The organism is Tepidanaerobacter sp. GT38, from assembly GCF_021991635.1.
GTDB lineage: Bacteria > Bacillota > Thermosediminibacteria > Thermosediminibacterales > Tepidanaerobacteraceae > DTU063.
In genome coordinates this window covers 1-11,826 of sequence record NZ_JAFFJA010000042.1, presented here as the reverse complement: position 1 = coordinate 11,826, position 11,826 = coordinate 1, and the positions used below count along the sequence as shown (strand labels likewise).

Below are 11,826 nucleotides of genomic sequence, written 5' to 3'. Positions count from 1 at the left end.
TTTACTGGTTATTGACAGTTTAAAAAGAGGATTTTAATTTTTTACATCCGCACAAATTTTTAGCGCAAATAATAAACTATTATTAAAACATATAAAGCTTAATGAGGAGGAAGAGCATGTATCAGAACATAGATCTCCAGATTCCAAATTTGCCAGTTTTAGGTCCCACATCATTTGGAAAAATAATTCAATATATATATAAATCCATTGTAGATGAAGCTACTGCTGCAGAATTCTACGGTGCACTGCTTCGGCAAGCGCCAGATGCACTTCATATGGAATTCATCCAGCATGCCCGCCAGGATGAATTAGATCATCTGCAAGCTTTCATAAAACTTTATCGCCACTATACCGGCAAGATGCCTCAATATGCCCCAAATCCAGTTCAATACCCAAGCTACAAAGCAGGAATTTTACAAGCATTAAAGAGCGAATTGGAGGCTGCAGAATTTTACCGAGATGTGCAACTTTCAACTACTGATCAATTAATAAGGGATACTTTTTATTTTGCCATGGTTGATGAATTAGAACATGCTACACAATTTAGCACCCTTTATCATACACTATAAAGTAATATATGGACAATTTATAGAGAAATCACACCACTTAAGGGCATAATACAAATACCCGCGAAAGACGATAAAAGAGCCAATCTGCTATATCCATACTGTCTTGATGTAGGTATTAGCTCCTCAAAACTTATATAAATCATAATACCCGCCACTACCGCAAAGATAGCTCCAAGGAAAAATTCATTGATAAACGGTTTTAATATCAGGAATGCTAAAACAGCACCGATGGGCTCGGCAATGCCTGATAAAAAGGTGTATTTCAACGCGGCTATTTTGCTCTGCGTAGCAAAATAAATTGGCATGGCCACTGAAATGCCTTCTGGGATATTGTGAAATGCAATGGCAACGGCTATAGACATACCGAGGGTGGGATCGTTGTAGCTTGCCATGAATGTGGCAATACCTTCGGGAAAATTGTGTAGCATCATGGCAAGCATAGACACAAAGCCAACTCTATAGAGATTTTGATGTGGTTTATCGTTGTTTTCGGGGTCAAATTCTTCATGTGGCACAAAATAATCAATTGCCAGAGCCAAACATAAACCTATTACCATGAATATGACAGAATAAATAATTGCCCAATTTTCACTGGAATGCGCTGCAATAGCCTTTTGTGCTTCTGGCAGCAAATCAGAAAAGGATACGGATATCATTACTCCTGCCGCAAAACCTAAAGAACAAGATACAATTTTTTCACTTTTTGATTTTGTAAAAAAGATTATTATTGCCCCCAGCAGTGTAGAAATTCCTGCCAAAAAAGAAATGATAAATGCTGCAATGGTATGTTGATCCATTACTCCACCTCCGGCTTAGTTAAAAAAATAGCTATAAAACAAAAAACTGTAATACGCATTGGAGTATTACAGTTATTAGTGTCAGAATTTGGAGCGGGAAACGGGATTCGAACCCGCGACATTCAGCTTGGAAGGCTGACGCTCTAGCCAGCTGAGCTATTCCCGCAAATTTCAAAGCTGGATATCTTATGTTAGTTTTGCAGTAGAAAGATTGATCTATCCGTATATGATAATTATAAATACAAAAGAAACTTTGGTCAATAGCTATAAATTAAAAGTTAATTAACTTCACGGACTTCAAGATATTTCTCCAGCTTTCGCTTTACCCGTTGAAGGGCATTATCAATGGATTTAACATGGCGTTTTAGTTCCTTGGCAATCTCCTGATATGATTTCCCTCCTAAATATGCCATTAATACCTGCCATTCCAGTTTGCTTAAAATTTCTCCCATTTTGTCCTCTATATCTTCAAATTCTTCCTGACTTATTATGAGTTCTTCCGGATCTGAAATCTTTACACCCGATAGAATATCAAGTAGAGTCCTGTCGGAATCTTCATCATAAAGGGGTTTATTGAGAGAAACATAAGAGTTCAGCGGAATGTGCTTTTGACGAGTAGCTGTTTTTATGGCAGTGATGATTTGCCTGGTAATGCAAAGCTCTGCGAATGCCCTAAAAGAAGATAACTTTTCAGGATTAAAATCTCTTATGGCCTTATAAAGGCCAATCATTCCTTCTTGAATAATATCCTCCCGGTCAGCTCCTATTAAGAAATAGGATCTGGCCTTGGATTTTACAAAGTTCTTGTACTTATGAATAATGTATTCCAGGGCATCATCGTCACCGCTTATAGCTTCACATACAATTTCTTCATCAGTCATATCATCAAAAACCAGGTATTCCTCTTTAGGAAGCCTGACGTTCAATAAAATCGCCCCCATGTATTTTTAAAGGCAGCACATTATAAAATAATTATAGCTTAAGTTGTTTAAAGTAGTCAAGCCTTTACGCTGTCGGGTTTAACGCTTAATCCTTAATGTATTTCTTTAAGTGCTCTTTTAACCTGGGATCTATTATGTCTGACAAAGTTTCTCTTGCTTTGGATTGGTTTTTTTCCATAGCCCGGCGTTTAGCCACTAAGCTGCGCACCTCTTGATACAGCTCTCTTGCTGAAATGAGGCTTGCACCTCTTCCCATAACTATCTGCTGTTCTATCCAGTCGGAAGTCGCCACCCTCACTTTTTCTTCGCGGCCTATGGCATCTGCAATCTTTTCTATGTAATGGTCTGCAGTTTCGCCTACCTTAGTATAAACCACCTCAACACCGTTTATGGTGTAATTTGTCCTTGTGTGCTTTTCCACTTGATGTGCGTCAAACACGATAATAACAAATATTCCAGTTGAAGCCGAATAATCGGCCATGATGTCAATCAGTTTATCCCTGGCAGAGCTTAAATCTACCTTTTTTGCCTCTTCAGAAAGCTCAGGCCATGCATTGATTATGTTGTAACCATCTACCAACAAAAATTCTCTAGACTTTCTATCCATACCTTTCAAGCCTTTGCCTGAGAATATCATAACCTAATATTGCTGCTGCCACAGCTGCATTTAGAGATGACATCTTTCCTCTTAAAGGAATCTTCACCAATATATCGCACTTTTTCTTTACCAGTTTTCCCAGGCCTTTATCTTCACCACCTATTACAAGTGCCACCGGCCCCGTAAGATCTACTTCAAAATAATTTTTTCCATCCATATCCGCACCAACTATCCATATACCCTGCTCTTTAAGCTCATCGATGGTCCTTGCAATATTAGTAACTCTGGCTACCTTCACATACTCAACCGCACCTGAAGAAATCTTGGCAACAGTAGGAGTTATGCCACATGCTCTATGTTTAGGTATTATCACCCCGTGAACTCCTAAACCATCAGCAGTCCGCAGAATACTCCCCAAGTTTTGCGGATCAGTCAGCTCATTTAAAATCAGTATAAAAGGGGGCTCCTGTAAATCTTGGGCAGCTTTTAATATGTCTTCAAGGCTCGCATAATCTTGTGAAGCAACTTTAGCTATAACACCTTGATGACCTGGCGTTTTAGCCATTGATAAAAAAGCGCCCTCATCTATTTCCGAAAGAGGGATTTTCAGGTCTCGTGCCTTATTTATGATATCTAATATCAATCCTCGGTGTTCACCTTTTTTTATGTAAATTTTATTAATAGACCTTCCTGCTTGCAAAGCCTCCCAAACCGAATTGCGACCTTCAATCTGATTATAGCTAATTTTAACCATCCCCTGTAAAGTTATTGGCACATTTATTTTTTATAATTGCGGCTCTGTTGCAGTACGTTATAATGTAAGAAAAGATTCGTACAAATAATATTTTAATTTTCCAAAAATGTCAAGGAGGTTGTTGAATGAAAGTCACAATTATAGCACATACACCTGAACCTGAAAAAGTAGCTGCTGCCGCCGCTCGGCTTTGCTATTCTAAAATCAGCGCCACAAAGATAATGGACAACTTCAGCCAAGAAAAGGCCGCTACTTTTATTAAAAAACTAATGGATATGGGACATATGTCTCCTACGGAACACGTAAGCTTTACTTTTGCTATCGACGGTGTAAGTCGCACCTTATTGGCACAGATTACCAGACACCGCATAGCATCATATTCTGTGCAGAGTTTAAGATACAACAATCCCTTTGATGCTGAAATATCAAAATCAGTTGACAGCGATGAGTTAGAATCAGAATATATCAGCTATTTAGAAGGCTTTGCCCTCTCCTGTAAGCTGTCAGGCAACAGTGCCGCAAAAAACCAACATCTAATTGACAAATTCAACATTTGCGGTTTGATGCCTCAAGATGTTAAAAATTTACACATAACCTCCTATTTACGGGGAGTTTTTGACGGCGCAGGTCTCATATCGGATGACGAAAATTATTCTTTGGCTTTTCCCATGGAACTTAAATCTGTGTTTGATGCTGTTCATTTTAATATTACTCGTGAAGGCGAAAAATTATTAATACAAAAAGCTTTAGATTTTGGCCTTTACATTTATGAAAATATGGATTTTGTAAAATCACTCTATGATGAGGAAAAGCTAATTGCCCTTTGCGAAAAGGATTCGGCCCTTTCCAAACAAATCCTGGTCCTTATGCAGGATTTTATAGAAACTAAATACTACGCTATGGCTCCAGAGAGTATAGCCGCAAGTCCCAAGACACTGCTTACCTATATAAAAGGCCTTGATGCCTGTAAGAAATGCTACATAGACCTGGTGAGAATGGGCATCGACCAGGAAGATGCAAGATACATATTGCCTCACGGCACTCAAACCAGGATAGTCATGACCATGAACGTAAGGAGCCTTTATAATTTCTTTAACCTGCGCTGCTGCGAGCGGGCTCAAACCGAAATTCGCCAACTTGCAAATTTGATGCTTGCTGAAGTTAAAAAAATAGCCCCTGGCCTTTTTGAAACGGCAGGAGCTCCCTGTGAGGCGCTCGGATATTGTCCGGAAGGGGACATGGGTTGCGGTAAATATCCGCCATACCACGGTTAAGAGGTTTTATTGTTTATATCATATGCCATATGAAGAATTTCTCGTAGCCTATTTATATCTCCAGAAAGGTAAAGATACCCTAATAATGCTTCAAAGGCTGTGCTGTAGTGATAGTCCATAATATCCGCATGCTTTGGCACCGTGTTTACCTTGGCGTTTCTGGCGTTTCTTACTATATCCTTTTCTTTAGAGCTAAGCTCCGGTTCCAATTCTTTTAAAATATTTGCTTGGGCAGAGGCTTTCACGAAGCTGACCGCTTCCCTGTGAAGGTCTCTTACTTTTTTGCCGCTTCCCACCAGCTTAGTCCTTATAAAAAGGTCAAAAATTGAATCACCTACAAAGGCCAAAGCAAGGGCAGATAGAGAATCTACATCAATACTGTGATTGTAAGTTTCTATATATAATCCCTCCTCTAAAGCCGTTTCCAACGGACTCCTGTGGGGGTATCCTCGAGAATTATACCTTGAGCCTTTAGTTCATCTCGGATTTTATCAGCTAGGGCATAGTTTTTGTTTTTTCTGGCTTCTTGCCTTTCTTTTATCTTTTGCTCTATTTCTTCATCTAATAAGGTCTTTTCCGTAAACTTGCGGAAAAATCCCAAGACGCTTCCCAAATTAAGCAGCAGTTCTTTTGTGCGCTTTACTAATTCTAAAGGAGATTTTTCATTAACTTTCATGTTGTATTCCCTTACTATATTAAAAAGGGCTGCCATGGCACCGGCGGTGTTGAAATCATCGTCCATTGCTGCTACAAATTCCTGCTCGTAAGCATTTAGTTTGTCCAGATATTGCCTATGTTCTTCTGTAAGCTCCGTATCTTGTGCCGTACCTTCCAAATGCTCCATGCTGTACAAAGCATTATATAGTCGCTCTAAAGAATTTTTAGCCTGCTGCATCAAATCCTCACTGAAATTAATGGGGCTTCTGTAATGTGATGAAAGCATGAAAAACCTTAAAACCTCAGGGTCGTATTTTTTAAGAATATCTCGAACCGTGAAAAAGTTCCCCAGGGATTTAGACATTTTTTGATTGTTAATATTTAGATACCCTACATGCATGAAATATTTCGCAAAAGGCTTGCCGGTAGCAGCTTCGCTTTGAGCTATTTCGTTTTCGTGATGGGGGAAAATGAGGTCCGGGCCACCGCCGTGTATGTCAATGGTTTCTCCCAGGTAGCGCATAGCCATTACAGAACATTCAATGTGCCATCCTGGCCGCCCTTTACCCCAGGGACTATCCCAGGCTGGTTCTCCAGGTTTTTGGGCTTTCCAAAGGGCAAAATCCATGGGATCTCTTTTCTTTTCTCCTGGCTCAATTCGGGCTCCAGCTTCCAATTCGTCAACGTTTTGGCGGGAAAGCTTGCCATATTCTTTAAATTTCCTGGCTTCGTAATATACATCCCCATCTACTACATAAGCATAACCTTTATCTATTAAAATCTCTATTAAATTTATAATATCATTAATGTGCTCTGTGGCCCTCGGGTGAACATCGGCCCTTTGTATACCAAGGGCATCGGCATCTTTGAAGTATTCAGCTATAAACCGCTCTCCCAGTTCTTTTATGGTTATGTCTTCTTCGTTGGCCCTTTTTATCATTTTGTCATCAATATCTGTAAAATTTTGGACGAAAGTCACATCGTATCCTCGAAACTTAAGGTAATTTCTCACCATGTCAAAGGTTATAAAGACTCTGGCATTGCCTACGTGAAAAAAATCGTAAACCGTGGGACCGCAGGTGTAGATATTGACCTTATTGCCGTTTATGGGCACAAATTCTTCTTTCCTACGCGTTAAGGTATTGTATATAAGCATTAATATTCCCTCCGCTTAAAATATAAATCTATGTAAATTTAAATATCAGGTAAAAAAATAACGATAAATGCTTCTAGTAAATATGCCGGACCAGTGATACTTTAATCAAGACCATTATCATTCTATTTGCCGGTCAAAATGCTCTTAAAGCCTTGGTTAATATGACGGCATCTCTACGTAAACAAGACCTGTTATTCTAAAGCTTGAGCCTGCACTCCGCAGGAGTTCACGGGCAATTTGGCATCCTGCCAAGTGCCCGTCATCGCGCATCCTGCGCGATGCTCCTGCTGCGTTTGTCTCAATCTTAAGAATAACGACGGCCTTGTTTAAAGTATCGATTTCCGTCATATTAACCAAAGCTGCAGAGGTAATCTTTTAGCTCCTTTTCCAAAAAAGCGATTCGCATTTCAAGTGTCTCAATTTTCTTCTGCAGGCTTCTCATCATATCTGCCACAGGATCAGGCAGCAGATGATGGTTTAAATCCACTTTGGTGAAATCGGCATCAGAAAAGTTCACTTTCTTTCTGACTACTGCTTTGCCGGGTATTCCCACAACTGTAGAATTGGGTGGGACATCTTTAAGCACTACAGCACCGGCACCGATTTTGGAATTGTCGCCAATTGTCACAGGGCCCAAGATCTTGGCTCCTGACCCTACTACAATATTGTTGCCCAAGGTAGGGTGGCGCTTTCCCTTGTCTTTTCCGGTGCCTCCTAAAGTCACGCCTTGATACAGTGTTACATTGTCGCCAATTTCTGTAGTTTCACCTATGACTACACCCATACCATGGTCTATAAAAAATCCTTTGCCAATCTTTGCGCCCGGGTGAATCTCAATTCCTGTCAAAAAGCGATTTATCTGAGAAATAATTCGAGCTATCAAAATTAAATTTAATTTATAAAAGAAATGGGCTATACGATGCATCAAAATTGCGTGAAAGCCAGGATAGCAAAGTATTACCTCTATTACGCTCTTAGCCGCCGGATCCCGCTCAAAGATAACATTTATGTCTTGTCTTATGGTACTTAGCATGAAACTCCCTCCTTTTTTAATATCAAAATCCCCCGCCTCATCAGAGGCGAGGGACTCGCGTTTCCACTCTGTTTTATAACTTAATTATATAACGGCATAAGCCGCATAACCTCTACTTAATTCAAGGCATGAGCTCTGGGGTGCAATTTCGGTCTTGTCTTACCTAAAACCGCTTTCAGCCGGTGACGGTTTCTCTCTGAAGGCAGTGTCAAGCCTACGAGCCCCTTCATGGCTTTTTGGCTATTCATTTTAATTTAATACTATTAAATTTTTCATGTAAAGTCAAGTCATTGGTTCATCCTATTTATAGGATATAATTTGCATCTTAACTTCTACAACGCCATCTTCTATCATCCCTACTTCTCTTGCTGCTGCCCGGGATAAATCTATGTGCCGGCCTTCCACATAGGGCCCCCTATCATTTATGGTTACGATGGTGCTCTTACCATTTCTTAAATTGGTAACAAGCACTTTAGTTCCAAAGGGCAATTCTTTGTGGGCCGCTGTCAAAGCATTTTCGTCGAAGATTTCGCCATTGGCAGTCAATTTTCCATGAAATCCCGGCCCATACCAAGAGGCTTTGCCTATAAATAGTTGTGTATCGTTAACCTTTTTTTCAGGTTTTGCTTCCAGGTAAGGCTTGGTCCGCTCCAAGCTATAATATACGGGTTTTTCGAGTTGAGCACCTTGTCCCCCTTGTATTGGCCCCATAAAGCAAAACAGCAACAGCAAAGCTAATACTTTGGCAATTATTTTGCCCATGGTTACCCTCCTTTCCACGCCTCCGAGGTTAGCTGACGGGTTAGGGTTGAAAGGAAAGCCCCTCTCCAGTACTGGAGATTCACCCCTGTAAAATGGTTCCCCCGTATCCTTTTTATCTAAAAGGAATTCGGCGTTTTATTTATTAAATAAAAAAGTGAGGATTTCATATCCTCACTAGAGATTTTGTCCAATTATTAAGTTTTTATTCTATGTGCAAATTTTACTATTAAATTTTTTCAATTAAGCAAACAGCTTGAGCGGAAATGCCTTCTCCTTTTCCCTCAAAACCTAATCCTTCGGTAGTTGTTGCTTTTACGCTGACCCGATCTACGGCAATACTTAAGGTTTCTGCGATGTTTTTGCGCATTTCGTCTATATAGGGGGCAAGTTTAGGCCTTTCTGCACATATGACAGAATCTATATTGACCACTTTATAGCCATGGACACTTAATAAATTTTTTACTCTTTTTAGCAATTTGATGCTGCTTATGTCTTTATAGGCGGGGTCTGTATCAGGAAAATGTTTTCCGATATCGCCCAAGGCACATGCACCTAAAAGGGCATCATTTATAGCATGAACCAACACATCAGCATCGGAATGGCCTAATAAACCTTTTTCAAAGGGTATTGTTACTCCACCAAGTATAAGTTTCCTTCCTTCGACTAGTTGGTGAACATCAAATCCTATGCCTATCCTCATAATTACCTCCAGTAATGACCATAGCCTAAATTAATAAAAGTTTCTGCAAAAATTATGTCCTCCGGTGTAGTAATTTTAATATTTTCATATGCTCCTTCAATAATTTTTACCGTCAGGCCTAGGCGCTCCACAAGAACCGTATCATCCGTCCCGTAAAAACCGTCGCACATGGCCTTTTCATAAGCCCGCATGATAACATCATACGTAAAACTTTGAGGTGTCTGCATTGCCCAAAGGGTTTTGCGATCCGGTGTGTTTTTTATTGTATAATTGTCATCCACCACTTTAATAGTATCCTTAACCGGCACCGCTACTCCCACCGCTTTATACTTCGCCGCAGCAGCTATGCTTTTCTCAATGATCGTTACCGGAACAAAAGGTCTCACACCATCGTGAATAACAACAATATCGGTTTGAGGGGAAAGTTCCCTCAAACCGTTATATACAGAGTCCTGACGTTCCTTGCCGCCTTGGACAATTTTTATTTTTTTAAATTTATACCGCTTTACAATTTCCTCTCGAGTAAAATCAATATCATCGGCACCAACCACCAGAATAATTGACTTTATCTTATCTATCCTTTCAAATTTCTTCAGTGTATAGTAGAGAATTGGACGGCCTTTAATATTTAAAAACTGTTTGCTAATGCTGCTGTTCATACGCCTTCCTTTACCGCCGGCGGCTATAACGGCGCTTACGTGCATATACTTCACTCCAAATTACAAGGATTTTGGCTTGGCAAATATCATTCTTCCGGCGGCTGTTTGAAGTACGCTGGTGACCATTACGCCAATGGTCTCACCAATATGCTTTTTGCCACCATCTACTACAATCATCGTGCCATCATCTAAATACGCCACACCTTGACCGGTTTCTTTCCCGTCTTTTATTACTTGAACTACCATTTCCTCACCCGGGAGAACTACGGGTTTTACTGCATTTGCGAGCTCATTGATATTAAGCACCCGCACCTTTTGAAATTCTGCTACCTTATTTAAGTTAAAATCATTTGTTATTATAGTCCCGTCCAGTATCTGCGCAAGTTTCACCAGCTTACTATCAACCTCAGATATGTCTTCGAAATCACTTTCGTAAATCTCAACATCTATATCAAGCTCTTTTTGTATCTTGTTTAAGATATCAAGACCTCGTCTGCCTCGATTTCGCTTGAGGCTATCTGAAGAGTCGGCGATGTGCCTTAATTCCTCCAGTACAAAGGAAGGTATTATTAAGGTGCCTTCAACAAAACCTGTTTTACAAATATCTGCAATACGGCCATCAATAATTACGCTTGTATCAAGTATTTTAGGCTTTACCCAGCCTATGGGTGAAGAGGATTTTTTCTTTTTTTGAAAAGTTGCCAAAGAAAGAGAAATGAGATTTGACAATTCTTCTTTTTTCTTAAGGGCAATACTCCCTCCTAAATAAGCCATGATTATGTTAAATACAATTGGCAAATATCCGCCTATCCACGGAATGCTTAAAAAAGCCCTTGAAAATAAATTGGCTACCAAAAGCCCCATTACAACGCCGAAAAACCCGTACAGTATATCCCGCATCGGAGTATGCTGGAGCCTGTTTTCAAGCCACTCCTTTGATCTTATACCCGCATCTATTAAGCGTGAACTTAAAAGATAAAATATGATTCCAAAAAACAAGGTGCCGACTAATTTAATTATCAAAGTCGGAACGTAGTCCAAATGAAAAAGTCCAATATAATTGTTGAGATATAGTACTAAGAGCATAAATTGAAATCCTATACCAAGTCCAATCATTGTAATGACGATTCGCAAAATTTTGTTTATCACAATATCACCTCCTGTATTAATTATAGCCATTTTTAGGATTTTTACTTGAGTTTTCAATTATTATATAATAAAAAGTTAATTAAATCTATACATGACATGCTTTTGTTTTAAGCTCAATAAAAAAATGCACTTCAATTGAATGCATTTTCAATCAGTTGAAGCGCTTCTTCTTCTGTTATATTCTTGCTTAGAACTATCTCACTTACAAGTATGTGTTTTGCATTTTCAAGCATCTTGCGCTCACCGGTAGAAAGCCCTTTCTCTTTATCTCTGATAGTCAAGTTTCGAACTACTTCAGCTAATTGAAATATATTTCCGCTTTTTATTTTTTCCATATTAGCTCTGTAGCGCCTATTCCAATTAGCTGACATCTTGCTTTTTTCTCCGCGTAAAATATTTAGCACCTCAGCTATCTCGTCATCTCCAGCCACCTGTCGAACTCCTATATCCTTTATATTTTTTAATGGTATCATTACTTTCATGTTCCCGATAGGCATGCGCATGACGTAGTACTTCTGCTTTTCACCCAGTATCTCTTTTTCTTCTATGGCTTCTATAATTCCTGCTCCATGCATGGGATAAACTACTTTATCTCCGATATTAAACATAAAAGCTCCTCCCAAAATATATCAGCTTCAGTAGAAATAATAACATATTTTGAGACTTTTGTCAATTAAATTATAATTATACTTGTTGTTATTCTGTGATAATGTCATGTTGAATTTATTCTGATAAAATGTCAGGTATGAGAGAGGAGACATTCAACATGACTCAAAA

Annotated in this window: 15 protein-coding genes, 1 tRNA gene, 1 pseudogene and 1 riboswitch; of the genes and pseudogenes, 3 read left to right on the top strand and 14 right to left on the bottom strand. The window is 39.3% G+C overall.

What is annotated here, in order from left to right; all coding sequences use genetic code 11:
• Positions 1–116: 116 nt before the first annotated feature.
• On the top strand, positions 117–569 hold the full coding sequence (locus tag JT739_RS07090) for a ferritin-like domain-containing protein (RefSeq protein WP_237660408.1): 453 nt from the start codon (positions 117–119) through the stop codon (positions 567–569).
• Between the two features lie 17 nt (positions 570–586).
• On the opposite strand, the gene zupT is transcribed toward JT739_RS07090, so the two are convergent.
• From zupT to rlmB, 5 genes are all read right to left on the bottom strand, one after another.
• On the bottom strand, positions 587–1,366 hold the full coding sequence (gene zupT, locus JT739_RS07085; RefSeq protein WP_237660407.1) for a zinc transporter ZupT: 780 nt from the start codon (positions 1,364–1,366) through the stop codon (positions 587–589).
• A gap of 89 nt (positions 1,367–1,455) precedes the next feature.
• Positions 1,456–1,532 (bottom strand) — tRNA-Gly (locus JT739_RS07080).
• Between the two features lie 112 nt (positions 1,533–1,644).
• Positions 1,645–2,292: an RNA polymerase sporulation sigma factor SigH gene (gene sigH, locus JT739_RS07075; RefSeq protein WP_237660406.1), complete on the bottom strand. Its 648-nt coding sequence runs from the start codon at positions 2,290–2,292 to the stop codon at positions 1,645–1,647.
• Positions 2,293–2,392: 100 nt separating this feature from the next.
• Complete coding sequence (locus JT739_RS07070) at positions 2,393–2,914, bottom strand: NYN domain-containing protein (RefSeq protein WP_237660405.1); 522 nt, start codon at positions 2,912–2,914, stop codon at positions 2,393–2,395.
• A complete protein-coding gene (rlmB, locus tag JT739_RS07065; RefSeq protein WP_237660404.1) occupies positions 2,907–3,659 on the bottom strand; it encodes a 23S rRNA (guanosine(2251)-2'-O)-methyltransferase RlmB in 753 nt (250 codons plus the stop codon). Before rlmB ends, JT739_RS07070 begins: the two co-directional genes overlap by 8 nt.
• 125 nt (positions 3,660–3,784) lie before the next feature.
• Here rlmB and thyX point away from each other — a divergent pair.
• Positions 3,785–4,066, top strand: a pseudogene (gene thyX / locus JT739_RS12920) (FAD-dependent thymidylate synthase); the annotation flags it as partial.
• A 156-nt stretch (positions 4,067–4,222) separates the two neighbouring features.
• Positions 4,223–4,933 (top strand): FAD-dependent thymidylate synthase, encoded by a 711-nt coding sequence (locus JT739_RS12915; RefSeq protein ID WP_370642598.1) that lies wholly within the window; start codon positions 4,223–4,225, stop codon positions 4,931–4,933.
• Here the strand turns inward: JT739_RS12915 and JT739_RS07055 are convergent.
• The 9 genes from JT739_RS07055 to JT739_RS07015 all read right to left on the bottom strand — a co-directional run bounded on the left by JT739_RS07055 (position 4,930) and on the right by JT739_RS07015 (position 11,657).
• Entirely contained in the window at positions 4,930–5,361 is a 432-nt protein-coding gene (locus JT739_RS07055; RefSeq protein ID WP_237660402.1) for a Mini-ribonuclease 3, read from the bottom strand. The two genes, JT739_RS12915 and JT739_RS07055, sit on opposite strands and share 4 nt — an antisense overlap.
• Positions 5,346–6,746 (bottom strand): cysteine--tRNA ligase, encoded by a 1,401-nt coding sequence (gene cysS, locus JT739_RS07050; protein WP_237660401.1) that lies wholly within the window; start codon positions 6,744–6,746, stop codon positions 5,346–5,348. Before cysS ends, JT739_RS07055 begins: the two co-directional genes overlap by 16 nt.
• Positions 6,747–6,902: 156 nt before the next feature.
• Positions 6,903–7,103, bottom strand: coding sequence for a hypothetical protein (locus JT739_RS07045; protein ID WP_237660400.1), 201 nt, complete (start codon positions 7,101–7,103; stop codon positions 6,903–6,905).
• Positions 7,096–7,779, bottom strand: coding sequence for a serine O-acetyltransferase EpsC (gene epsC / locus JT739_RS07040; RefSeq protein ID WP_237660399.1), 684 nt, complete (start codon positions 7,777–7,779; stop codon positions 7,096–7,098). Before epsC ends, JT739_RS07045 begins: the two co-directional genes overlap by 8 nt.
• A 300-nt stretch (positions 7,780–8,079) precedes the next feature.
• The gene (locus JT739_RS07035; protein WP_237660398.1) at positions 8,080–8,541 is read right to left on the bottom strand and encodes a septal ring lytic transglycosylase RlpA family protein; all 462 of its coding nucleotides are present in this window, start codon (positions 8,539–8,541) and stop codon (positions 8,080–8,082) included.
• A 2-nt stretch (positions 8,542–8,543) separates the two neighbouring features.
• A riboswitch (cyclic di-AMP (ydaO/yuaA leader) is annotated at positions 8,544–8,684 on the bottom strand.
• A gap of 83 nt (positions 8,685–8,767) precedes the next feature.
• Positions 8,768–9,241 (bottom strand): 2-C-methyl-D-erythritol 2,4-cyclodiphosphate synthase, encoded by a 474-nt coding sequence (ispF, locus tag JT739_RS07030; protein WP_255688503.1) that lies wholly within the window; start codon positions 9,239–9,241, stop codon positions 8,768–8,770.
• A 2-nt stretch (positions 9,242–9,243) separates the two neighbouring features.
• On the bottom strand, positions 9,244–9,945 hold the full coding sequence (gene ispD, locus JT739_RS07025; RefSeq protein ID WP_237660397.1) for a 2-C-methyl-D-erythritol 4-phosphate cytidylyltransferase: 702 nt from the start codon (positions 9,943–9,945) through the stop codon (positions 9,244–9,246).
• Positions 9,946–9,960: 15 nt separating this feature from the next.
• On the bottom strand, positions 9,961–11,049 hold the full coding sequence (locus JT739_RS07020) for a PIN/TRAM domain-containing protein (RefSeq protein WP_237660396.1): 1,089 nt from the start codon (positions 11,047–11,049) through the stop codon (positions 9,961–9,963).
• 131 nt (positions 11,050–11,180) lie between these two features.
• Positions 11,181–11,657 (bottom strand): CarD family transcriptional regulator, encoded by a 477-nt coding sequence (locus tag JT739_RS07015; protein ID WP_237660395.1) that lies wholly within the window; start codon positions 11,655–11,657, stop codon positions 11,181–11,183.
• Between the last annotated feature and the right edge of the window lie 169 nt (positions 11,658–11,826).